This window comes from Stenotrophomonas sp. ATCM1_4 (assembly GCF_004348115.1).
Taxonomy (GTDB): Bacteria; Pseudomonadota; Gammaproteobacteria; order Xanthomonadales; family Xanthomonadaceae; genus Stenotrophomonas; species Stenotrophomonas capsici.
On record NZ_QPFB01000001.1, the window covers coordinates 364,529 to 387,810 of the forward strand.

The following is a 23,282-nucleotide window of genomic DNA, read 5'->3' on the forward strand; positions in this document are numbered from 1 at the left end:
GGCGACGCTCACGGCCAAGCAGAGCCCGCGCTATCGCATCAGGGGGATGCGAACAACGTTTCCAGCCGGTAGCCGTCGGCATCCACGCGCAGCACCGAACCCTGTTCGTACCAATCGCCGAGCACGATGCGCGTGCAGGCGTGATCGCCGGCCTGCAGGGTGTGGATCGCAGGGCGGTGGGTGTGGCCATGGATCATCGTGTCCACGCCATAGCGCTGGAACGTGGCGGCCACTTCGGCCGGGGCCACGTCGGTCACGGTCTCGAACTGTGCGCGGTCGCCTTCCTTCATCTCCGACTGACGTGCTTGGCTGGCCGCGCGCGCTTTTTGTGCGAAGGCGATGCGGGCTTCCAGCGGTTGCGACAGGAATTGCGCGATGAATGCCGGATCGCGCGTCTGCGCGCGGAAGGCCTGGTAGGCGACGTCGTCGGTGCAGAGCAGGTCGCCGTGCTGCAGCATCACCGGCTTGCCATACAGCTCGATCACCGCCGGATCCGGCAGGATGCGCATGCCGGCACGGGCCGCGTAGTCGTTGCCGACCAGGAAGTCGCGGTTGCCGCGGATGAAGTACACCGGCACGCCGGCATCACTGATCCCGCGCAGCGCGGTGGCCACCGCATCGGCTGCGGCCGAGGGCGTGTCATCGCCGATCCAGGCTTCGAACAGGTCGCCCAGGATGTACAGCGCCTCGGCCTGCCGGGCTTCATCGCGCAGGAAGGCCAGGAACAGTTCGGTGATGGCTGGACGGCTGGGGTCCAGGTGCAGATCGGAGATGAACAACGTGGTCATGCGCGCATTGTAGGGCGTGCGCGGCGGCCACGCGCGCCCGCCGGCCTCAGCCGGCGAGCAGCGGGGAAAGCTGCAGCGAGGCGGTCCCCAGCAGCAGGCCGATGCCGGTGGCGGCCAGGACGTCGCTGGGGTAATGCAGGCCCAGTACCACGCGCGACATCGCCACGCCCGCGGTGAACGGCACCAGCAGCGGTGCCAGCCACGGGTAGTAGGCCAGTGCCACCACGGTGAAGGACACCGCATGCAGGGTGTGGCCGGAGGGGAAGCTGTACTCGTCCAGCGGCGCGACCCAGGCGCGGATGCGCACGTCGGCGGCGAACGGGCGCAGGCGGCGCGTCCAGCGCTTGAGGCCCTTGTACAGGGTCAGTGCGACGGCCCCGGTGATGGCCATGTGGATCGAGGCCTGCAGGCCGTCCAGGCCATCGGCCAGCACCAGGGCGCCCATCAGCATGTACCAGAACACCCCATCGCCCAGCCGGCTCAGCGTGGAGAACACGATGCGGATGCCACGGCGGCGGCCGTAGCGGTTGGCGCGGCGGCACCAGCGTGCCTCGCGGGCGGCGATACCTTCAGGCGGCAGCAACGACATGGGCACGTCTCCGCAGGGCAAGTTCATCGAGCAGGGCTTCGAATTCGGCGACCACCTGTTCCGGGTGCAGCCGCTGCATCGCGCGGTTGGCGTTGGCGCCCAGGGTGGTGCGCATCTCCTCATCACCGGCCAGCTGCACGGCCGCGTTGATGAAGCCTTCCTCGTTCTCCACGGCAACTCCGCTATGGCCGCTGCGCAGGTGTTCGCGCGCGGCACCGTAATTGAAGGCCACCGTCGCCACGCCGCTGGCCATGGCTTCCAGGGTGACGTTGCCGAAGGTTTCGCTGCGGCTGGCGAACAGGAACAGGTCGCCGCTGGCGAAATGCCGTGCCAATGCCTCGCCGCGCTGGATGCCGCAGAAGATGAAGTCTGGGTTCTCGCTGGCCAGCTTCTCGCGCAGCGGGCCATCGCCGACCCAGACGAAGCGTGCGTCCGGCGTGACCTGCTGGATGCGGCGGAATGCCTTCACCGCCAGCCCAAGATTCTTTTCCGCGGCGATGCGACCGACATGGATCACCGCCAGTCCGTCGTCCGGCAGGCCCCACTGCGCGCGCAGGGCGGCATCGCGGCGTTGCGGGTCGAACTGGCTGCCGTCGACCGCGCGTGCCAGCAGGCGTGCCCGCGAGAAGCCCTGCGCGGCCAGGAACTGCTGCAGTTCGTTGGTTGGCACCAGCGTCGCATCGGCCTGGTTGTGGAAGCGCCGCATCCAGCCCAGCGCGACCGGTTGCAGCCATGCCGCGCCGTAGTCCTGCAGGTATTCGTCGAAGCGGGTATGCAGCCCGGAGGCGACGGGGATGCCGAGCCGGCGCGCGGCGCGCATCGCCGACCAGCCGAGCGGGCCTTCGGTGGCGATGTAGATCGCGTCGGGGCGCTGCTGCTGCCATTGCCGGGCCAAGCGCTGCGGGGCGGGCAGGCCGAAGCGCAGGCCGGGATAGCGCGGCAATGCCGCGCCGCGCACCAGCAGCTCGTACGCGGCCGGCGGGTCCTGGTTCTGCCGTGGCCGGACCAGTTCGACGTCATGGCCGCGGCGGCGCAGGCCCTGTTCCAGGCTCTGCACGGTCAAGGCCACGCCGTTGACCTCCGGCGGATAGGTCTCGGTGACGATCGCATAGCGCATGGCAGTGCCTCCGTTTTGCCGACAGCGTGGGCACCGGCAGTGACCAATGCGTGTCGTGTGGATGACTGGCCCATGACGTTCGTCGCCGCGGGCACCGGTTCGGGTCGTCCTGCGGGCGTTTCATCGGACGGGGCTTGACGGCACTGACTGATCTATCTGTACTATTTCAAATAGTACAGTTGATGGACAAGGACATGGCACGCACCCAGGCATTGATGATCCAGATCGCCACCGGCGATCCCCGCCCGATCGGGCGCCAGATCGTGGACGCGGTACGGATGAAGGTCGCCACCGGCGCGCTCGCGCCCGGTGCGCAGCTGCCCAGCGTGCGCGGTCTGGCCCAGCAACTCATGGTGAACCCCAACACCGTGGCCAAGGCCTACGCCGAGCTGACCACCGAGGGCTGGCTGGAATCCCGGCAGGGCATGGGCCTGTACGTGGCTGCGCCCCGCCAGCGCCTGTCCGATGCCGAGCGCGAGCGCCGGCTCGACGAGGCCATCGGCCGCTTCGTCAACGACGTGATCCCGCTGGGCTTCCCGGACGAAGCCGTGGAGGCCCGCCTGGCCCACGAACTGCAGCAGCTGACCTCCCGCAAGACCGCCTGAGCCGCCCCGGCGCGGCATTGGAACCGACATGCACACTGACACCGACTACGTGATCCAGACCCGGGCGCTGAGCAGGCGTTACGGCCGCAAGCTGGCGCTGGACCGGCTCGACCTGGCCATCCCGCGCGGGCGCATCCATGCCATCGTCGGTGCCAATGGCGCCGGCAAGTCCACCCTGTTCCGGGTCCTGCTCGGCTTCATGCCCCCCAGCAGCGGGCAGGCGTGCATCCTGGGCAAGGACAGCCAGCGGCTGACCCCGGCCGACCGCGCACGGATCGGCTTCGTCAACGAGGAACACACCCTGCCGGGCTGGATGCGGGTGTCGCAGGTGACCGCGATGCAGCGCCACCAGTACCGCCGCTGGAACCAGCAGGCCTTCGATGGCGTGATCGGCCATTACCACGTGCTGCCGGAGCAGAAGATCGGCCAGCTCTCGCGCGGCGAACGCGCCGGCTTCAACCTGGCGCTGGCCTTGGCGCAGCGGCCGGAACTGCTGGTGCTCGACGAGCCGACGCTGGGCTTGGACGTGGTCGCCAAGCGTGCGTTCCTGGAGTCGCTGCTCTACAGCAATGCGGCCGATGGCTGCACGGTGATCTATTGCTCGCACCAGATGGAGGAGATCGAGCGGGTCGCCGACAACCTGATCATCCTCGAGCGCGGCCAGTTGAAGCACATGTCCGCCCCGGAGGACTTCACCGCGCGGGTCAGCCACTGGGTCGCCGATGTCCCGTTCAAGGGGCCGGACCCGCGCACCGTGCCGGGCCTGCTGGAAGTGCAGCGCCTGGATGGCCTGCACCACTACCTGGTGCTCGACCAGGACGAAGGCTTCGAGCGCTTCCTGCGCGCGTGCGGCGCACGCAACGTGCAGTCGATGGCGGTCAGCCTGGACCGTGCCGTCAATGCCTTCCTGGCCAAGAACCATGCCGCCCCCGCGGCGGCCTGAGGAGCCCACGATCATGATCGATCTGTTCAAGAGCGAGTTGCAGCGCTTTCGCCTGTGGACCATCGCCGCGGCGGTGGTGCATGCGGGCATCCTCGGGTTCCTGACCCGGCTGGTCGACCTGGCGCAGCAGCCGCTGCAGGTCTACCAGGTCTTCAGCGTGGCCTATGCGGTATCGGGCACCCTGCTGGGCCTGTACCAGATGGGCAGCTACCGCCGGCCGAACCAGTGGCTCAGCCTGCTGCACCGGCCGATGCACCGCCTGCGCATCGTCGCGGCATTGGGGGGCGCCGGCGCCGTGCTGCTGTTCGTGGCGATGGCGCTGCCGATCGCGCTGGTGGCCCTGTACCAGGACACGATGACCGCGCGGGTGGTGGACCTGCGGCATTGGATGCTGCCGGTCGCGGCCTGGCTGATCGGCCTGATCGGTTACACCGCCGGTGCCTATGCGATGGTCGCCAACCGCCGTCATTCGTTCGCGGTGGTGGTGCTGCCGGTGCTGCTGATGTTCGCGCAGGCCTCCGGCGTGATGATGCTCGCGGTGCAGCTGTCGATCCTGGCGCTGCTGGTGGTGCTGGTGGCGATCGCCTTCCGCCCCGATCCGGTGGCACCACCGCGCAGCTTCGCCGCGGTGGTGCTGACCGCGCTGCCGGTGCAGGTCGGGGCCTACTTCCTGATCTGGATGCTGGGCTTCGCCGTGGAGATGACCTGGACGCTTTCCGGCACGCATCCGCTCAACATGCCGGTGCCGCCGAAGGGCGGCTACATCGAGGCCGAACGTGCCCAGGGCAAGGACATCCTGCTGTCCGGCATCGCCGACAGCCGCGACCCGGACGCGGCGCTGTGGCGTGAACAGATCGCCCTGTCCGACGTGGTCACCCGTTACCCGCTGCGCAGCCTGCCGCGGCGGGGCGAGCTGACCAACGTGGCGCCGATGGAGTTCGACGACGCCGAACACAGGGTGCGCTGGGTGTTCACGCACGACGGCATGCGCTTCGTGGGCTACGGCACGCTGGACGGCCGCGCGCGCGGTGTGCTGGGGGCGGGTCCGGCGCAGGCGGCGTTCCCGGCGCCGACGCTGCAATACGACGACGGCTACCTGTTCAACGCGAACGCGGCCTACCAGTACGACAGCGAGCAGCAGCGCATCTTCGAACGCGTGCGTCTGCCGCAGGGCGAGGTGATGGCCAGCCCGCCCGCACCGGCCGGGGACAACGTGCTGGCGCTCAGTGACCGTGCGGCCTACTTCTATCCCGGGCGCGAAGCGGCCAACGGCCTGGACCGGATGCAGCCGCTGCTGCGCGTGCCGATGCCGGCGGCGGTGGGCAACCTCAGCCGGATGGACATGATCGAGCTGCTGGATAGCTATCTGGTGTCGTTCACCTACACCTGGGGCGTGTGGTCCAGCGAGCTGCAGCAACCGTTCCAGCAGGTGCTGCGCGTCGACGGCGAGGGGCGCGTGCATCCGGTCGCCCGCCGCGCGCTGCAGGTCGACCTGCCACCGGCCTATCCGGCGCGCATCTGGTGGCTGTCGCCGGTGCTGCGCACGCTGTGCCTCGGTGCGCAGGACCTGTATGCGGCGCCGGATCCACTGCGTGCGCCCCCGCAGCCGGTTCCAACCGGAATGGTGTGGTTGGCGTTGGCCGGTTGCCTGGCGTCGTTGCTGGGTGCGATCTGGGTGAGCGCACGGCAATCGCATTCACCGAGCGAGCGCTGGGCATGGGTACTGCTGTGCGGCGTGGTCGGCCTGCCGGCGCTGGTCAGCCTGTGGCTGATGTATCCGCGTCGCGAACCGCTGCCGGTACCCGCTGCGTCGACGCACGCGGCCATCGCCTGAACGCAACGGTGCCGTTCCCGTGGTGCGGGAACGGGCAGGAAACCCATGGAGAATGATGATGAGCAAGTTCCGTGACGCCTGCGCGGCGCTGGCGCTGCTTGTGCTGATGGGCGTGGCCGCGGACGTGCCGGCGGCAGGCCCGGACCCCACGTTGCACAGCGCCGCCGCTGCGCAACGCGCGCTGGCGCCCGCTGCGCGTCTGCCACGCGCCGCGTTCCTGGAAGACCGTGCACTCACCGCCGTGCGGTTGTCGCCGGGCGGTGACCAGGTGGCCTGGCTGCGCGAACAGGGCCAGGCGCGCAGCCTGATGGTGCTGCCCACCGCCGGTGGTGCGGCCAGGGTCCTGGTCGGCCGTACCCAGGCGCGGCAACTGTCCTGGTCGCGTGATGGCCGCTGGTTGTTCCTGCATGCACCGCGTTCGCTGGCAATGGTGCCGGTGCATTCGGCCGGCGGCATGCGCACCCCCTTGGGCGGCGTGGAGCAGCGCCAGGTGATGAAGGTCGACCCTTCGCAGCCGGCGGCCGTGCTGCTGCGCGAGCGCGTGGTGGCCGGCGATGGCGAGCGCTGGCGGATCGTCCGCATGGACGCGCAGGGCAAGCGCAGCGTGCTGCGCGAAGACGCGCACTGGGTCCTCGACGTCGCGCTGGACGCGGCCGGGCGGATCGTGGCGTTGGCGCGCTTCGATGGCGATCACGACGCCCTGTACCGGGTGCAGCCCGATGGCCGGCTGCGGGCGGTATTGCGGCTGGAGCCGCTGGAACGGGTCAACCTGCTGGCGGCGATGGACGACGGCAGCCTGCTGCTGGACGGCAACCCCGGCGGCAACTTCCGCCGCGTGCTGCGCCTGGAGGCCGATGACACGCTGCGGACGCTGCACGAGGATCCGCGCCACGAGGCCGACCTGGACGAGGTCGTGCTCGATCCGGCCACCCAGCAGCCCGTGGCGGCGAGTTACCGCAGCACCGTGGCCACCACCCATGGCATCGGCGCGGCGGCACCGGTACTGGCGGCCATCGCCCGCCAGTTGCCGGGGCGCGACATCGGCGTACAGGCCGCCGGCGCATCCTCGACGTGGCTGGTGTCCGCGCGCGCGGCGACCCTGCGCGACCCGCAGTGGTACCTGTACGACGCACGGCGCGGCGGGCTGCGGCGCATCCTCGATGCGCCCGCGGTGGCCGGGCAGGCACCGCCGGAAAGCCAGCTCTCGCGCAAGGTTGCGGTGTCCTACCGCGCCTCCGATGGCATGCAGGTGCATGGCTTCGTGCTGTTGCCGCCGGGCGTGGATCCGGCGCGGGCGCCGCTGGTCGCACAGGTCCATGGCGGTCCGATCAGCCACTTCCGCCCCGGCTTCGATGGCGTGGCGCAGTTCCTGGCCAATCGCGGCTACGTGGTGTTCCAGTCCAACTTCCGCGGCTCCACCGGCCATGGCCGCGCGTACACGTTCGCGCCGCAGGGCGACTACGGCAATGGCCGCGTGCAGCAGGACGTGGTCGACGGCGTGCGCTGGCTGCTGGCGCAGGGCATCGGCGATCCCCAGCGCGTCGGCATCGTCGGCCATTCCTTCGGCGGCTACTCCACGCTGCTGGGGCTGACCTTCCAGCCGGAGCTGTTCAAGGTCGGCGTGGCCGGCGCGCCGCCCGCGGACCTGGGCTGGGCGATGCGCTGGCTGGTCATGTCCGGCGAGCAGGGGGACCTGCCCGATCGTTCGTTGCGGCAGACGCTGCGCGCACTGTCACTGGATGCCACCGAGCCGGCGACCCGGGCGCGGTTGCACGCGCAGTCACCATCGGCCAATGCGGCGCGGATGCGCCGGCCCTTGCTAGTGATGGCCGGGGCCGTGGATCGCACCGTGGCCATCCGCGAGGTCACCCATTACGTGGCCACGCTGAAGGCGCAGGCCACCCCGGTCACCCTGCTGGTCGACCCGGAAGGCGGGCATTCGCCGGTCGACCCGATCCCCCGCGAGGCGTACCTGTTCGCGATGGAAACGATGCTGCAGCGGCATCTGGGTGGGCCGGTGCCCGAACCCGCCGGCCAGCGCCTGCGCGCCTACCTGCGGCAGAACCTGCGGGTGGCCGGGCCGGAGTTCGCGGCCCTGGCGCAACCGGCGCCCTCGCCATGAGCCCGTTGGCTTCCGTCCGCCGCGTGCGGGAGGTCAGGCCACGAACGGCCGGAAGTTGATGCCCAGGCCGAGCATGCCTTCGGCTTCGCCGACCAGGTCCGCGCGCAGCAGCGGCCGTGCGTCGATGAAGTCCTTGGACAGGACCAGTGACAGCGTGTTGCCGTCCACCGACAGCTCCAGCGTCGGGATCGGGTCCGGCTCGTGCGCGCGGTGCAGCAGCACCGCCAGCCGCAGCAGGGCGGCGGTACGCTTGGCCGGCAGCAGCAGGCGCTCGGGCAGGGCATCGAACGCGGCCTTGGACACGCCGCGGCGATGGGTGCGGATCAGCGCCGCCAGCATCTGCTGTTCCTGACGCGAGAAGCCGGAGATGTCCGAGTTCTCGATCACGTAGCTGCCGTGGGTGTGGTAACCGCTGTGCGCGATCATCAGGCCGAGCTCGTGCAGGCGCGCGGCCCAGCCCAGCATGCGGGCATCGTCCGAATCCAGCTTCCAGCTTTCGGCCACCTGCTCGAACAGGCGCTGCGCGGTGGATTCCACGCGCAGGGCCTGGGTGGTGTCGATGGCGTAACGCTGGGTCAGCGCCGCCACCGATTCGTCGCGCGGGTCGTTGTCGCTGGCACGGCCCATGATGTCGTAGAGGATGCCTTCGCGCATCGCCGCCTTGCTGACCAGCAGCTTCTGCAGGCCCAGCGACTGGAACGCCGCCTCCAGCACCAGCACGCCGCCGGCGATGATCGGGCGGCGCTCGCTGGACAGGGTCGGCAGGTTGATGTCGTTGATGTGCTTGGCGCGCAGCAGTTCCTCGCGCAGCTGCGGCAGGGCCTCGGCGGTGATCGCGCCCTTGCTCAGCTTCATCGCCGCGCAGATCTCGCTGATCGCCTTGTGGGTGCCCGACGAGCCAAGCGCCTCCTGCCAGCCCAGCGCCTTGTACTTGTTGGCGAAGGGCTGGAACTCGGCGCCGATCTCGGTGAGTGCGTCCTTCCAGCGCTTCTTGCTCAGCTTGCCGCCGGGGAAGAAGCGTCGCGTGCTGGCGATGCAGCCGGCCTGCAGGCTTTCGCGCTCCAGGGTCTGCATGCCTTCGCCGATGATGAACTCGGTCGAGCCGCCCCCGATGTCGATCACCAGCCGGTGCTGGCCCGGCTTCGGGGGCTGCGCATGCGCCACGCCCAGGTAGATCAGGCGGGCTTCCTCGCGGCCATTGACCACTTCGATGGCGTGGCCCAACGCGGTCTCTGCCGGCATCAGGAAGGACAGCGGCGAGCGCAGCTGGCGCACGGTGTTGGTGGCCAGTGCACGCACCCGGTAGGGCGGGATGTTGCGGATGCGCTGGCCGAACCGGGCCAGGCATTCCAGCGCGCGCTGGCGGGCGTCGGCGGACAGGCCGCCCTTGCCGTCCAGGCCGTCGGCCATGCGCACGGTTTCGCGCAGGCGATCGACCACGCGCAGCTGCCCGAGCAGGTAGCGCGCGATGACCATGTGGAAGCTGTTCGAGCCAAGGTCGATGGCGGCCAGCAGGTCGCCGTCCTGCAGGGGCGGTGGGGTCGTTGAGGACTGGGGCATGGCGGAATGGTACTGGCAGGAGGGAGTGAAGAGGAGTGAGGAACGGGAAAAAACAGGCGGCGCACCGCTCGCTCGATCACCGCCGCCGCCCACGCGGGTGCGACGATGTCGCCGGAGGGCGCTGCAGCAGCGGCCCTCCACTCCTCGTTCCTGCTTCCCCGGTCCCTGCCTTACAGCGCTTCGAGCAGGGCCTGCTGGGCTGAATGCGGCGGCTGGCCGGGGGCCGGCTGGCACTGCAGGTAACGCCCGTCGGCCTGCAGGTCCCACGCGTTGAGGTTGTCGTCCAGGTAGTTCTGCAGCACTTCGCGGTAGATGCGCTTGGCCAGGTCGCTGTCCAGGATCGGGAAGCAGGTTTCCACGCGGCGCAGCAGGTTGCGCTCCAGCCAGTCGGCGCTGGCGCAGTACAGCTCCGGCGCGCCGTTGTTGCCGAACCAGTACACGCGGCTGTGCTCCAGGAAGCGGCCGACGATCGAGCGCACCCGGATGTTGTCCGAGACGCCTGCCACGCCCGGGCGCAGGGTGCAGGCGCCGCGCACGATCAGGTCGATCTGCACGCCGGCCTGTGAGGCGGCGTACAGCGCGCGGATCACCTGCGCCTCGTTGAGTGCGTTCATCTTGGCGATGATGCGTGCCGGCTTGCCTTCCTGGGCCAGCCGGGTCTCGCGCTCGATGCGCTTGATCAGACCGGCGTGCAGGGTGAACGGCGACTGCAGCAGGCACTTGAGCTTCATCTTCGGCGCCAGCCCGGACAACTGCTGGAACAGCAGGTGCACGTCGTTGCCGATGTCCGGATCGGCGCTGATCAGGCTCAGGTCGGTGTACGCGCGGGCGGTGCCGCTGTGGTAGTTGCCGGTGCCCAGGTGCACGTAGCGGCGCAGCTTGCGGCCCTCGCGGCGCACGATCAGCAGCATCTTGGCGTGGGTCTTGTAGCCGACCACGCCGTACACCACCTGCACGCCGGCATCCTGCAGGCGGTCGGCCAGGCCGAGGTTGGCCTCTTCGTCGAAGCGCGCACGCAGTTCCACCACCACGGTGACGTCCTTGCCGTTGCGCGCGGCCAGGATCAGCGCTTCCACGATCCCGGAGTCCTTGCCGGTGCGGTACAGGGTCTGCTTGATCGCCAGCACGTTCGGGTCCACCGCCGCCTCGCGGATCAGCTCCAGCACGGTGCTGAAGGAATCGAACGGGTGGTGCAGCAGGATGTCGTTGCGCGCGGCCAACTCGAAGATGCCTTCGGAGGTCTTGAGCACGCGCGGGCTCATCGGCGGGTACTTCAGGTCCGGCCGCTGCAGCAGGTCATAGACCTGGATGACGCGATTGAGGTTGACCGGGCCATTGATGCGGTAGGCCGCGTTCTCCGACAGGCCGAAGTTCTGAAGCAGCGTCTGCATGATCGGCTTCGGGCAATCGTGCGCGATCTCCAGGCGCACCGCCGGGCGATAGCCGCGGTCGACCAGTTCATCACGCAGCGCCAGCGCCAGGTTCTCCACTTCCTCCTCGTCCACCACCAGCTCGGAGTTGCGGGTGACGCGGAACTGGTAGGCGCCCTGTACTTCCATGCCCGGGAACAGTTCGTCGACGAAGGTCGACAGCACCGCCGACAGCAGCACGAAGTTCTGCGGGCCGCCCAGCGACTCGGGCAGCTGGATGATGCGCGGCAACGAGCGCGGCGCGCGTACCAGCGCCAGGTGGCCGGCGCGGCCGAAGGCATCGGTGCCCTTCAGCACGACCACGATGTTCAGCGACTTGTTGAGGATCTTCGGGAACGGGTGCGAGGGGTCCAGGCCCAGCGGCGACAGCACCGGCATGATCTCGTTGCGGAAGTAGGCGCGCAGCCAGCGGTGCTGGCGCGCGGTCCATGCCTTCTGCGCGAGGATGCCGACGCCGGCCTCGGCCAGTGCCGGGCGCAGTACTTCGTTCCAGCAGCGGTACTGCTGGTCCACCAGTTCGGCGGCACGGTCGTGGATGGCACTCAGGATGGCCTGCGGGCTCATCCCGTCCGGCGCCGGCGGCAGGCCGAACTCCTGCGCGTGGCGCACGGCGGCGGCGCGGATCTCGAAGAACTCGTCCAGGTTGGTGCAGGAGATGCACAGGAAGCGCAGGCGTTCGAGCAGCGGCACCTGCTCGTCCTTGGCCTGGGCCAGCACGCGGAAGTTGAAGTCCAGCTGCGACAACTCCCGGTTGATGTACAGCGCCGGATCTCGCAACAGTTCGGGGGCAGCGACGGGGGCGGGGGAGGGCGGGTTCATGCCGGGAAGTCTTCCGTGGACGAGATCGAGGGGGAGTTGCTGCGCGGACGTACGTGTTCGGCATCGAAATGGCAGGCGAAGGTGCTGCCTTGGCCCACTTCACTGCGGATTTCCAGCCGTGCCTGGTGGAGGCCGAGGATGTGCTTGACGATCGACAGCCCCAGCCCGGTGCCGCCGCTTTCGCGCGAGCGGCTGCTGGACACGCGGTAGAAGCGCTCGGTCAGCCGCGGCAGGTGGTTGGCCGGGATGCCGTAGCCGGTGTCCGTAACCGCCAGCACCGCGCCCTTGCCCTCGCGGGCGAAGGTCAGGCTGATCCTGCCACCGGCGGGCGTGTAACGCACCGCATTGGTCAGCAGGTTGGAGAAGGCGCTGTGCAGTTCCTTGTTGGAACCGGCCAGGTCCACCCCGGCCTGGTCCTCGACGGTGATGGTGTGGCGGCCCTGGCTGTGCGCTTCGGCTTCGCGCTTGAGTGAGGCCAGCATCGAGGTCATCGCCACCGTTTCCAACTCGGTGTGCTGCTGCGATTCCAGCCGTGACAGGGTCAGCAGGTCCTCGACCAGCTGCGCCATGCGCTGGGATTGCTTGCGCATCTCCGACAGCATCGGGCCGGTATCGGGGAAGTCCTCCGGGTCCATCATGTCCAGGTAGCCATGCACCACGGTCAGCGGCGTGCGCAGCTCATGCGAGACGTTGGCCACGAAGTCGCGGCGTACCTGTTCCAGGTGCAGCAGCTTGGTCACGTCGCGCGCCACCAGCAGCCAGTGGTGGTCCGAGTACGGGATCAGGCGCAGGTGCAGGCGGATGCCCGGGTCGACCGGCGAATTGGCATCCAGGATCGGCTCGGCGTTGCGGCCGCCGGCCAGCCAATGCGCCAGCGGCAGCGGCTGCAGGCGCTCGACCAGTGCCGCGCCCATGTCGGCCGGGTGCTGCAGGCCGAGCAGGCTGGTGGCCGCTTCGTTGAACCACTGCACGCGTTGGGTGTTGCGGTCCACCACCACCACCGCGTCGGGCAGCGCGGCGGCGGCTGCGCGATAGCTGCGCAGCATCTCGATCAGGCGCCGCTTGCGCACGCGCATCTCCTGCTGGTTGCGGTACAGCAGCCGGTCCAGCTCGTTCCAGACGCCCACGCCATTGCTGGTCTCCCAGCGCTGGCGTGCGGTCAGGCGCAGCAGCACCTGGCGCAGTCGCCAGTAGTGCCAGGTCAGGACCAGCAGCGCCGCCACCGCCACGCACAGGGCCGGATGACCGGTCCACGTCCCCAGCAATCCGGCCAGCAGCAACAGCACGGCCACGGTGGCCAGCGTCTTCAACCAGGCGGATCGGAATTGGCGGGGCATTGCGTTCTCGGGGTGGCGCGGAGGGTTCATGCGGGTGAACCCGGGTTATAGCATCAAGCGTATGGCACGGCCTGCCGGCCGCATCACCGCTCAGATCGAAGCGGAGAACCGATAGCCGGCGCCACGGACGGTCTGCACCATGTTTTCCGCGCCGAACGGTTCCAGCGTCTTGCGCAGGCGGCGGATGTGCACGTCGATGGTGCGCTCCTCCACGTAGACACTGCCGCCCCAGACATGGTCCAGCAGCTGCGAGCGCGTGTAGACGCGTTCGGGGTGGGTCATGAAGAAGTGCAGCAGGCGGTACTCGGTGGGGCCGATCGGCACCGGCACGTCGCCGGCGAACACGCGGTGGGCGGCACCGTCGATGCGGATGGTGCCCACCGACACGCTGCCGTCCTCATCGTCGTCGCGGGTGCGGCGCATCACCGCGCGGATCCGCGCCAGCAGTTCGCGTGCCGAGAACGGCTTGACCACGTAGTCGTCCACGCCGGCTTCCAGGCCACCGACGCGGTCGTTCTCTTCGCCACGGGCGGTGAGCATGATGATCGGCACATCGCGCGTCATCGCTTCCTTGCGCCAGCGCCGGGCCAGTTCCAGGCCGCTGGTGCCGGGCAGCATCCAGTCCAGCAGGATCATGTCCGGGACACGGTCGGCGATGGCGGTCTGGGCTTCGAGGGCGTCACCGGCATGCACCGGTTCGTACTCGCCCTTGCGCAGGGCAAAGGCGACCATGTCACGGATCGCGGGTTCGTCATCGACAATCAGGATGCGTTTCTGCACGTCGTGCCTACCGTTAGTGCCCATCAAGCGGGAATGCGCCCAGTAGACTACGGTTTGATGACGGGTTTGTGACAGCGCGGGCGGCGTACCGGTTGGCGCCCGTGCAGCATCGGTCAGTTGCGTGACATCTCCGGGTCACGCTGGCCCAGCCGGCGCATTTCCAGCACGGTCGGCATGATCGACTCGATCCGGGCATCGACCCGGGCCCGGGTGACGTAATCCAGGCTGGGCTGCTTGAGCAGGGCCTGGAACTGGATCAGGGCCTGTTCCGGACGGCCGTTCAGGTAGGCGGCCTCGGCGTAGCTTTCGCTGGCCCGGGTGGTGTCGCCGGCCAGTTCGCTGGCCCGGGCGAAGGTGGCCTGGAACACCGGGTCGTCGCCGGAACGGGCCAGCAACGGCCGCAGCATCGCCTGCGAGCGCTTGCCGGCGTCCTCGCCCCCCTGTTCGTTGAGCACCCGCGCATAGGTCAGCGCGACCGGCCGGTTCTGCGGCAGCCGCCTGATCAGTGCGTCGAAGCGGGCATTGGCCTGGGCGAACTGGCCGTTGCGGGACTCCGCCTCGCCCAGCGCCAGTTCGATCCAGAGGTTGTCGGGGTACTCGCCGTCGAGCTGCTGGAGTTCCTGCAGGGCCTGCCTGGCCGCGGTGCCACCGTCGCGCAGGCGGGCGATCGCCACGCCGTAGCGTTGGGCGTCGGTCAGGCCGTTCTTCTGGCTGCGCTTGAGCCCTTCGTACTCGCGGATCAGCTCCGAGGGCGTGGTGGCGCTGAGCACGCGCAGTCGCTCGCGGGCCCAGTCGAACTGGCCGGTGGCCCCACGCGGCAGGCTGCTGCTGGGCAGCGACAGCTGCAGGCCGGAGGGCAGCAGCGGGTTGCCGCTGCTGGACAGCGGGTCGCCGGTGGTATCGGGGATGGCCGGGTTGACCCGTTCCTGGTGGATCCCGGTCGGCGTCTGCGTGGTCAGCAGCAGGGTGTCCTTCTTCATCTGCTCGGCGCGCGACTTGGCCTCGCTGATGCGGGTGGTATTGACCGGGTGGGTGCGCAGGAAGTCCGGGGTCGAGTAGCCGCCCTCGTTGCCACGCATGGCCGCGGACATGCGCTCGAAGAAGCCGGCCATCGCATCCACGTCGTAGCCGCTGCGGGCCAGGGTGCGGATGCCCAGGCGGTCGGCCTCGGACTCGTTGGAGCGGGTGTAGTTGATCTGCCGCTGCTGCATCAGGCCCATGCCGGAGGTGATCGCCGCCATCGTGGCGTCGCCGGAGGAATTGCCGCCGGCCTGCTGGGCGGCGATCACCGCCGCCAGCATGCCCAGCAGGATCGGGATCTGGTCGCGCTGGGCGCGCTCCACCCCGCGCAGCACGTGCTGCTGGGTGACGTGGGCGATCTCGTGGGACAGCACCGCGGCCACCTCGTCCTCGCGCTCGGAGGTCAGCACCAGCCCGGCATTCATGCCGATGTAGCCGCCCAGCGTGGCGAAAGCGTTGATCTGGCGGTCCTTCATCATGAAGAACGTGTACTTCTGCTGCGGCTGGGCGCTGTTGGAGCCCAGCCGCCGGCCCATGGTGTTGAGCCAGTCGTCCACCAGCGGGTCGTCCAGCAGGTAACCGTAGTTGCGCAGCTCGCGCAGCATCATCCCGCCGTACTCGGCCTGCCGGGCCGGGGTCAGCAGCTCGCCGGCCGATGAGCCGATGTCCGGCAACTTGGTGTCATCGGCCCGGGACAGCGGTGTGGCCAAGGCCAGGGTGACAGCGGTGGCGAGCAGAAGCGTGCGCAAGCGGGAGCTCCGGAAGAGGCAGGGCGGAGGATGACGGGGAACGGGTGCCGCGGTGTGAAGCACAGGTTAATCCGCAGTGTTCTGTCGGTGGCGTGGAAAATCCAGTCGCCAGCTACCATATACAGACAACATTTCCTGTCGGGAGTTTCCTCGTGAGCAACCAAGCCAATGGCGCAGGCGCGCCGGAGATCACCATCTACTCCACGGCGGTCTGCCCGTACTGCGTGGCGGCCAAGAACTTCCTGCAGAGCAAGGGCCAGTCCTGGACCGAAGTCCGCATCGACCTGGACCCGGCCGAGCGCGAGAAGATGATGTCCCTGACCCGTCGCACCAGCGTGCCGCAGATCTTCATCGGCCAGGTCCACGTGGGCGGTTACGACGACATGATGGCCCTGCATCGCGCCGGCAAGCTGGAGCCGCTGCTGGCGGGGCAGGGCGCATGAGCCAGCCCACCGACAAGGACCGCGTGGCCGAGTTCACCGAGTTCCGCCAGCGCATGAACCAGCGCATCCTGGCCGAGCCGAACCAGGTGGTGCGGCGCTTCTTCGCGCTGGACACCCAGACCTACCAGGCCGGCGCGCTGGACGTGAAGACCAAGGAGCTGCTCGGCCTGGTCGCCTCGCTGGTGCTGCGCTGCGACGACTGCATCAGCTACCACGTGGCCCAGTGCAAGGAGGCCGGGGTGACCCGCGAGGAGTTCTTCGAGACCTTCTCGGTCGGGCTGGTGGTCGGCGGGTCGATCGTCATCCCGCACCTGCGCCGCGCGGTGGACTTCCTGGACCAGCTGGAGAGCGGTGCCGCCGAGGTCCCGGCCGGGCACGACCACGGCTGAACCCCAGACCATGGTCCAGTTGGGGGAGGGGGCCGGATCAGGCATAATTGACAGTTGAAACTGTTTCATACGCGCCGGTATCCGGGCAGCCGGATGGCGCTATCACTCCTCCCTGTTCGGAATACCTAACAAATGACGCAGACAATCACCGTCATCCGCGGCGATGGCATTGGCCCGGAAATCATGGACGCCACCCTGTTCGTACTGGACAAGCTCAACACCGGGCTGCAGTACGAAGATGCGGACGCCGGTCTGGTCGCGCTGGAAAAGCACGGTGAGCTGATCCCGGCTGCCACGCTGGAATCGATCACCCGCAACAAGGTCGCCCTGAAGAGCCCGCTGACCACCCCGGTGGGCGGCGGCTTCAGCTCGATCAACGTGGCCCTGCGCCGCCAGTTCGACCTGTACGCCAACGTGCGCCCGGCCATCTCGTTCCCGAACACCAAGTCGCGCTACGAGAACATCAACATGATCACGGTGCGCGAGAACACCGAAGGCGCCTACCTGGCCGAAGGCCAGGAAGTGTCCGCCGACGGCGAGACCGCGTTCTCCGGCACCCGCATCACCCGCAAGGGTTCCGAGCGCATCGTGCGCTACGCCTTCGAGCTGGCCAAGAGCACCGGCCGCAAGAAGGTCACCGCCGTGCACAAGGCGAACATCATCAAGTCGACCTCGGGCCTGTTCCTGAACGTCGCGCGTGAAGTCGCCGCGCAGTACCCGGAAATCGAATTCCAGGAAATGATCGTGGACAACGCCTGCATGCAGCTGGTGATGCGTCCGGAGCAGTTCGACATCCTGGTCACCACCAACCTGTTCGGCGACATCATCTCCGACCTGTGCGCCGGCCTGGTCGGCGGCCTGGGCTTGGCCCCGGGTGCGAACATCGGCAAGGACGCGGCGATCTTCGAAGCCGTGCACGGCACCGCGCCGGACATCGCCGGCCAGGGCAAGGCCAACCCGGTCGCGCTGATGCTGGCCGCTGCACAGATGCTGGACCACGTCGGCCAGCCGGAAAACGCCGAGCGCCTGCGCAAGGCCATCGTCGCCACGATGGAAGCCAAGGATTCGCTGACCGGCGACCTGGGCGGCACCGGCACCACCATGGGCTTCGCCCAGGCCATCGCCAGCCGCATCTGATCCACCGGCCAACGCTTGTGGTTCAACCAGAACGGAGCGCGCAAGCGCTCCGTTTCTTTTTGCCCGCTCGCCACCCACGCCGATGCCACTGCCCCCTCCCTTTCGCCGCAGGCGAAGGGGAGGGCTGGGGAGGGGTAAGGCGTGTCGCTGCAGGCAACCACTCGCAGGCGGATCCAAGGCCCTGGCCCTTCGCCCATCAGGACGGAAAACACAAACACGAAGGGCGCCTCGCGGCGCCCTTCGATTCCTGCATGACGGTCGGCTCAGTTGCGCGACTGCAACTTCGACAGCAGGCGCAGGAACTCGATGTACAGCCACACCAGCGTGACCATCAGGCCGAACGCGCCGTACCACTCCATGTACTTCGGAGCGCCGGCTTCCACGCCGCTTTCGATGAAGTCGAAGTCCAGCACCAGGTTCAGCGCTGCGATCACCACCACGAACAGGCTGAAGCCGATGCCGATCAGGCCGGACTGGTGGATGTAGGGGATCTGGATGTTGAAGAAGCCCAGCACGATCGTGGCCAGGTACACCAGTGCGATGCCACCGGTGGCCGCGACCACGCCCAGCTTGAAGTTCTCGGTGGCCTTGATCAGCCCGCTGCGGTAGGCGAACAGCAGCGCGAACAGGGTGCCGAAGGTCAGGATCACGGCCTGGAACACGATGCCGTTGAAGCGCACCTCGTAGATGGCCGAGATCGAGCCCAGGAACAGGCCTTCGGCCAGGGCGTACAGCGGCGCGCTGACCGGTGCCCAGGTCTTCTTGAAGATCGTCACCAGCGACAGGATGAAGCCGACGATCATGCCGCCCCACAGGTACAGCTTGGCGGCCGGCAGCAGTTCGCCGCTGTCGCTGATCGTGCCGTTCCAGGCGAAGGCGGCGGTCAGCACGGCCAGCAGCAGCAGGATGCCGGTCTTGTTGACGGTGCCGTTGATGGTCATCGCATCGGCGCCGCGCGAGACGACGGTACCGCTGCCAAGGTCGAGGAAGGTGGATTCGGAAAGGGCCGGATTGCCGCTGCGCATGCAATGCTCCATGGCTGGGTGAGGAGGGTTTATCCCACCCAGCATACCTGCATCGACGAAAGTGAAAATTGTCGTTGACAGATCCGGCTTCAGTTCCGACAATAGCCGACCTTTCCGGGGCACCGGAGAGATTCACCGCCGGGGTATAGCGCAGTCTGGTAGCGCGCCTGCTTTGGGAGCAGGATGTCGGGGGTTCGAATCCCTCTACCCCGACCATCCGATGCACTCAAGGCGCACCGGAGTGCGACGATCCGGTCTTGAGCGCCCGTAGCTCAACTGGATAGAGCACCGGCCTTCTAAGCCGGCGGTTACAGGTTCGATTCCTGTCGGGCGCGCCAATCGGCGCAAGCGGTAGGCAAGGTTGTTGTTTCAGTGGTGGCTGTAGCTCAGTTGGTTAGAGTACCGGATTGTGATTCCGGTGGTCGGGGGTTCGAATCCCCTCAGCCACCCCACTGAATGAAGAAGCACCGAGGTGAAATTCGGGGTTTCAAAAAAAAGAAGGATGCGTTAAGATTCGCCTCCTGATTTTCAGGGCTGTTAGCTCAGTTGGTAGAGCAGTTGACTCTTAATCAATAGGTCCAAGGTTCGAATCCTTGACAGCCCACCATTTTGAAAGGCCACCGGAGCGATCCGGTGGCTTTTTCTTTAAGTGTAGGCCCCGTGTTTTCGGGCTGGTGCGAAAAACACCGCTGGTGTACAATTCGCGCCGAAGTTTCAGGGCTGTTAGCTCAGTTGGTAGAGCAGTTGACTCTTAATCAATAGGTCCAAGGTTCGAATCCTTGACAGCCCACCAAATTGAAGCCATCGGAGCAATCCGGTGGCTTTTTTCTTGCCGGTTGCCGCGTTCGTCCCGGCTTCCGCTTTCGGGGTTGGCCTGCAACAATGGCGCCCCTGAACCGGCCTTGCGAAAGTGGCGGAATTGGTAGACGCCCTGGATTTAGGTTCCAGTGCCGCAAGGCGTGGGGGTTCGAGTCCCCCCTTTCGCACCATTGCCCGGTTCACCGCGCCCACCGCCGGGCGCGCTTCCTGCCGCCCTGAATGGCCCCCCACTGCTGGCGGTGCCGGCCGTTATCGGCCAAACTAGAGGGCTGCGGCGGAAATCCGCCGCCTGGGATCGTTTCAACCACCACATCGTGCCGGGGGCCGTCGCCACCGGTGGCAGGAGTCAACATGCAAGCTTCGATCGAATCCACCGGCAACCTGGAACGCCGCCTGAGCTTCTCGCTGCCGGCCGAACGTCTGCAGACCCACATCAACGGGCGTCTGGGCGAAATCGCGCGTACCGCGCGTATCAAGGGCTTCCGCCCGGGCAAGGTGCCGGCCAAGGTGATCGAGCAGCGTTTCGGGCCGCAGGTGCGCGCCGAGGCGATGGACGGCCTGCTGCGTGAAACCTTCGACGCCGCCCTGCGCGAGCACGAGCTGCGCATCGCCGGCAACCCGCGCATCGACAAGGCCGGCGAAGGCGAGTTCGACTTCGTGGCCACCGTCGAGCTGATTCCGGATTTCGGTGACGTCGACGTGACCAAGCTGACCGTGGTCCGCCACACCGCCGAGATCACCGACGCCGACATCGACCAGATGATCGAGAACCTGCGCCAGCAGCGCCGTACCTGGAAGCCGGTCACCCGTGGCGCCCAGGAAGGTGACCTGGTCGGCCTGGAAACCTGGTCGCAGGCCGGTGACGAGCGCCTGCCGGCCGAAGGCACCGAGAAGGGCACCATCATCATCGGCCAGGGCATGATGTTCGACCAGATCGAGAAGGGCCTGGTCGGCCTGGCCAAGGGCGAGGAAAAGGTCCTGGACGTCGAGTTCCCGGCTGACTGGCGCGTGCCGGCGCTGGCCGGCAAGTCGGTCAAGGTCACGGTCAAGGCCGTGGAAGTGTCCGAGCAGGACGTGCCGGAAGTGGACGCCACCTTCATCAAGAGCTTCGGCGTGAAGAACGGCGACCTGGAGCAGTTCCGCAAGGACATCCGCTCCAACCTGGAGCGCGAGCTCAAGGGCGCGCTGATGAACCGCCTGCGCCGCGAAGTCGGCGAGCAGCTGATCGCCGCCTATTCCTCGGTCGAGCTGCCGCCGCGCCTGGTCGAGGGTGAAGCCCGCTCGATGCTGGCCCAGCAGATCGATGCCATCCGCCGCCAGGGCGGCAACCCGGGCGATGTCCCGGCCGATGCCCATGAAGGCTTCAAGGATGCGGCTGGCAAGCGCGTGCTGGTCGGCCTGCTGGTCGGCGAGGTGGCCCGCAGGAACGAGCTGCGCCTGGACCCGAAGCGCCTGAACGAAACCATGCGCCTGATCGCCTCGACCTACGAAGAGCCGGAACAGGTCATTGAGATGTACCGTAATGATCCCCAGCTTATGGCTGGCCTGCAGAACCGCGTGATGGAAGAGCAGGTCATCGACTGGATCGCCGAGCGTGCCCAGCACACCGAGCAGGCGCTGTCGTTCCAGGAAGCCATCCGCCAGTAAACCGGCGGGCGTTCCGTCCCCGCGCTCCGGCGCGGGGGTTACTTCTCAAGAATAGGTGCCTCACGAAATGGACAACCGAGCCAAAGCCCTGAACATGGTTCCGATGGTGGTCGAGCAGACCAGCCGTGGCGAGCGCGCCTATGACATCTATTCGCGCCTGCTCAAGGAGCGCCTGATTTTCCTGGTCGGCCCGATCGACGACCACATGGCGAACCTGGTGGTGGCGCAGTTGCTGTTCCTGGAAGCGGAAAACCCGGAAAAGGACATCAGCATCTACATCAATTCGCCCGGTGGCGTGGTCACCGCCGGCATGGCGATCTACGACACCATGCAGTACATCAAGCCGGACGTGAGCACCATCTGCGTCGGCCAGGCCGCCTCGATGGGCGCGTTGCTGCTGGCGGCCGGTGCGGCCGGCAAGCGTTATGCGCTGCCGAACTCGCGGGTGATGATCCACCAGCCGCTGGGCGGCTTCCAGGGCCAGGCTACGGACATCGACATCCATGCCCGTGAAATCCTGACCCTGCGTTCGCGCCTGAACGAGGTGCTGGCCAAGCACACCGGCCAGTCGCTGGAGACCATCGCGCGCGACACCGAGCGCGACAACTTCAAGAGCGCGGCCGACTCGGTGGCCTATGGTCTGGTCGACCAGGTGCTGGAGCGTCGTCCGGACGAGTCGATCCAGGCCGGGTAACGGTGCAAGTGGCCGAAAATACGGCATTTTTTGCAGGGTCGGAACTGGACTGGCGTCCATCCGGCCCTGTGCTATTCTCGAAATCGAACCCCCTGTTCAGAGGGGGAAGCAACTGGGTAAGCGAAGCATGAGCGAAGACCGGCAAGGTCGTTCCGGGGACAGCAGCGGCAAGATTCTGTACTGCTCGTTCTGCGGCAAGAGTCAGCACGAGGTACGCAAGCTGATCGCGGGCCCGAGCGTGTTCATCTGCGATGAATGCGTGGAGCTGTGCAACGACATCATCCGCGAGGAGCTTGAGGAAAAGGCGCAGTCGGCACGCAGCTCGCTGCCCAAGCCGCGCGAGATCCTCGAAGTGCTCGACCAGTACGTCATTGGCCAGAACCGTGCCAAGCGCACGCTGGCGGTGGCCGTGTACAACCATTACAAGCGCATCGAGAGCCGTCAGAAGAGCGACGACGTCGAGCTGTCCAAGTCCAACATCCTGCTGGTCGGCCCGACCGGTTCCGGCAAGACGCTGCTGGCCGAAACGCTGGCGCGCCTGCTCAACGTGCCGTTCACCATGGCCGATGCCACCACGCTGACCGAAGCCGGCTACGTGGGCGAGGACGTGGAAAACATCATCCAGAAGCTGCTGCAGAAGTGCGACTACGACGTCGAGAAGGCGCAGCAGGGCATCGTCTACATCGATGAAATCGACAAGATCTCGCGCAAGAGCGAGAACCCGTCGATCACCCGCGACGTGTCCGGCGAAGGCGTGCAGCAGGCGCTGCTGAAGCTGATCGAAGGCACCGTGGCCAGCGTCCCGCCGCAGGGTGGCCGCAAGCACCCGCAGCAGGAATTCCTGCAGGTGGACACCAAGAACATCCTGTTCATCTGCGGCGGCGCGTTCGCCGGGCTGGACAAGGTGATCCAGCAGCGTTCCTCGGAAACCAGCAGCATCGGCTTCGGTGCCAAGGTCAAGAGCGCCGAGCGCAAGCAGGAAGTGGGCAAGGTGCTGGCCGAAGTCGAACCGGAAGACCTGATCAAGTTCGGCCTGATCCCGGAGTTCGTCGGCCGCCTGCCGGTCGTGGCAACCCTGGAGGAGCTGGACGAGCCGGCCCTGATCAAGATCCTGACCGAGCCCAAGAACGCCATCACCAAGCAGTTCAAGAAGCTGTTCGAGATGGAGAACGTGGAGCTGGAGTTCCGTCCGGACGCGTTGTCGGCCATCGCCAAGAAGGCGCTCAAGCGCAAGACCGGTGCCCGTGGCCTGCGTACCATCGTCGAGTCGGTCCTGCTGGACACCATGTACGACCTGCCGTCGCAGGAAAACGTCAGCAAGGTGGTGGTGGACGAGTCGGTCATCGAGAACAAGTCCGAGCCGTACATCATCTACCAGACCCCGCCGGCACCGGCCAAGGCCGCGTCCGGCGACTGAGCCAGTCTCAGAGGGGGC

The 23,282-nt window shown here is 67.5% G+C and carries 19 protein-coding genes and 6 tRNA genes; 16 read left to right on the forward strand and 9 right to left on the reverse strand.

The window, feature by feature from the left end:
* Positions 1–38: 38 nt before the first annotated feature.
* From lpxH to ATCM_RS01765, 3 genes are read right to left on the reverse strand one after another with little or no spacing between them, the layout of a single operon-like run.
* Positions 39–788, reverse strand: coding sequence for a UDP-2,3-diacylglucosamine diphosphatase (lpxH, locus tag ATCM_RS01755; RefSeq protein WP_132862554.1), 750 nt, complete (start codon positions 786–788; stop codon positions 39–41).
* Between the two features lie 46 nt (positions 789–834).
* Positions 835–1,377: a phosphatase PAP2 family protein gene (locus ATCM_RS01760; protein ID WP_132862555.1), complete on the reverse strand. Its 543-nt coding sequence runs from the start codon at positions 1,375–1,377 to the stop codon at positions 835–837.
* Complete coding sequence (locus ATCM_RS01765; protein WP_132862556.1) at positions 1,358–2,494, reverse strand: glycosyltransferase family 1 protein; 1,137 nt, start codon at positions 2,492–2,494, stop codon at positions 1,358–1,360. Before ATCM_RS01765 ends, ATCM_RS01760 begins: the two co-directional genes overlap by 20 nt.
* A 194-nt stretch (positions 2,495–2,688) precedes the next feature.
* Between ATCM_RS01765 and ATCM_RS01770 the strand changes: the two genes are divergently transcribed.
* The 4 genes from ATCM_RS01770 to ATCM_RS01785 are packed head-to-tail and all read left to right on the forward strand — an operon-like array spanning position 2,689 to position 7,998.
* Positions 2,689–3,099, forward strand: coding sequence for a GntR family transcriptional regulator (locus tag ATCM_RS01770; protein WP_132862557.1), 411 nt, complete (start codon positions 2,689–2,691; stop codon positions 3,097–3,099).
* Positions 3,100–3,127: 28 nt separating this feature from the next.
* Entirely contained in the window at positions 3,128–4,042 is a 915-nt protein-coding gene (locus ATCM_RS01775; protein WP_132862558.1) for an ATP-binding cassette domain-containing protein, read from the forward strand.
* A gap of 13 nt (positions 4,043–4,055) precedes the next feature.
* Positions 4,056–5,876, forward strand: a complete 1,821-nt coding sequence (locus ATCM_RS01780; protein WP_132862559.1) for a hypothetical protein — start codon at positions 4,056–4,058, stop codon at positions 5,874–5,876.
* 58 nt (positions 5,877–5,934) lie between these two features.
* Positions 5,935–7,998: a prolyl oligopeptidase family serine peptidase gene (locus ATCM_RS01785; protein WP_132862560.1), complete on the forward strand. Its 2,064-nt coding sequence runs from the start codon at positions 5,935–5,937 to the stop codon at positions 7,996–7,998.
* Positions 7,999–8,031: 33 nt separating this feature from the next.
* On the opposite strand, the gene ppx is transcribed toward ATCM_RS01785, so the two are convergent.
* The 5 genes from ppx to ATCM_RS01810 form a co-directional block, all read right to left on the reverse strand.
* Entirely contained in the window at positions 8,032–9,558 is a 1,527-nt protein-coding gene (gene ppx / locus ATCM_RS01790; protein WP_132862561.1) for an exopolyphosphatase, read from the reverse strand.
* A gap of 170 nt (positions 9,559–9,728) precedes the next feature.
* A complete protein-coding gene (ppk1, locus tag ATCM_RS01795) occupies positions 9,729–11,807 on the reverse strand; it encodes a polyphosphate kinase 1 (RefSeq protein WP_132862562.1) in 2,079 nt (692 codons plus the stop codon).
* Positions 11,804–13,144 carry a phosphate regulon sensor histidine kinase PhoR gene (gene phoR, locus ATCM_RS01800; RefSeq protein WP_132862563.1) on the reverse strand — a complete coding sequence of 447 codons (1,341 nt, stop codon included), beginning with the start codon at positions 13,142–13,144 and terminating at the stop codon, positions 11,804–11,806. Before phoR ends, ppk1 begins: the two co-directional genes overlap by 4 nt.
* A 90-nt stretch (positions 13,145–13,234) precedes the next feature.
* Positions 13,235–13,924 (reverse strand): phosphate regulon transcriptional regulator PhoB, encoded by a 690-nt coding sequence (phoB, locus tag ATCM_RS01805; RefSeq protein ID WP_132862564.1) that lies wholly within the window; start codon positions 13,922–13,924, stop codon positions 13,235–13,237.
* Between the two features lie 113 nt (positions 13,925–14,037).
* Positions 14,038–15,693, reverse strand: coding sequence for a M48 family metalloprotease (locus ATCM_RS01810; protein WP_132862565.1), 1,656 nt, complete (start codon positions 15,691–15,693; stop codon positions 14,038–14,040).
* 152 nt (positions 15,694–15,845) lie between these two features.
* On the opposite strand from ATCM_RS01810, the gene grxC reads away from it, so the two are divergent.
* The 3 genes from grxC to ATCM_RS01825 all read left to right on the forward strand — a co-directional run bounded on the left by grxC (position 15,846) and on the right by ATCM_RS01825 (position 17,662).
* Entirely contained in the window at positions 15,846–16,136 is a 291-nt protein-coding gene (gene grxC, locus ATCM_RS01815) for a glutaredoxin 3 (RefSeq protein WP_132862566.1), read from the forward strand.
* Positions 16,133–16,525: a carboxymuconolactone decarboxylase family protein gene (locus tag ATCM_RS01820; protein WP_132862567.1), complete on the forward strand. Its 393-nt coding sequence runs from the start codon at positions 16,133–16,135 to the stop codon at positions 16,523–16,525. The genes grxC and ATCM_RS01820 overlap by 4 nt, the downstream gene beginning before the upstream one ends.
* A 132-nt stretch (positions 16,526–16,657) precedes the next feature.
* On the forward strand, positions 16,658–17,662 hold the full coding sequence (locus tag ATCM_RS01825) for an isocitrate dehydrogenase (RefSeq protein ID WP_132862568.1): 1,005 nt from the start codon (positions 16,658–16,660) through the stop codon (positions 17,660–17,662).
* Positions 17,663–17,925: 263 nt separating this feature from the next.
* Here ATCM_RS01825 and ATCM_RS01830 read toward each other — a convergent pair whose 3' ends face one another.
* Complete coding sequence (locus tag ATCM_RS01830; protein ID WP_132862569.1) at positions 17,926–18,687, reverse strand: Bax inhibitor-1/YccA family protein; 762 nt, start codon at positions 18,685–18,687, stop codon at positions 17,926–17,928.
* Positions 18,688–18,826: 139 nt separating this feature from the next.
* Between ATCM_RS01830 and ATCM_RS01835 the strand changes: the two genes are divergently transcribed.
* The 9 genes from ATCM_RS01835 to clpX all read left to right on the forward strand — a co-directional run bounded on the left by ATCM_RS01835 (position 18,827) and on the right by clpX (position 23,264).
* Positions 18,827–18,903 (forward strand) — tRNA-Pro (locus tag ATCM_RS01835).
* 45 nt (positions 18,904–18,948) lie between these two features.
* Positions 18,949–19,025: transfer RNA gene (locus ATCM_RS01840), tRNA-Arg, on the forward strand.
* Positions 19,026–19,062: 37 nt separating this feature from the next.
* Positions 19,063–19,139 (forward strand) — tRNA-His (locus ATCM_RS01845).
* A gap of 79 nt (positions 19,140–19,218) precedes the next feature.
* A tRNA-Lys gene (locus tag ATCM_RS01850) sits at positions 19,219–19,294 on the forward strand.
* A 110-nt stretch (positions 19,295–19,404) separates the two neighbouring features.
* Positions 19,405–19,480, forward strand: a tRNA-Lys gene (locus ATCM_RS01855).
* Positions 19,481–19,591: 111 nt separating this feature from the next.
* Positions 19,592–19,676: transfer RNA gene (locus ATCM_RS01860), tRNA-Leu, on the forward strand.
* Positions 19,677–19,857: 181 nt separating this feature from the next.
* On the forward strand, positions 19,858–21,153 hold the full coding sequence (tig, locus tag ATCM_RS01865) for a trigger factor (protein ID WP_132862570.1): 1,296 nt from the start codon (positions 19,858–19,860) through the stop codon (positions 21,151–21,153).
* Positions 21,154–21,220: 67 nt separating this feature from the next.
* Positions 21,221–21,847 carry an ATP-dependent Clp endopeptidase proteolytic subunit ClpP gene (gene clpP / locus ATCM_RS01870; RefSeq protein WP_132862571.1) on the forward strand — a complete coding sequence of 209 codons (627 nt, stop codon included), beginning with the start codon at positions 21,221–21,223 and terminating at the stop codon, positions 21,845–21,847.
* A gap of 127 nt (positions 21,848–21,974) precedes the next feature.
* Positions 21,975–23,264, forward strand: a complete 1,290-nt coding sequence (gene clpX, locus ATCM_RS01875; protein WP_132862572.1) for an ATP-dependent Clp protease ATP-binding subunit ClpX — start codon at positions 21,975–21,977, stop codon at positions 23,262–23,264.
* Positions 23,265–23,282 lie beyond the last annotated feature (18 nt).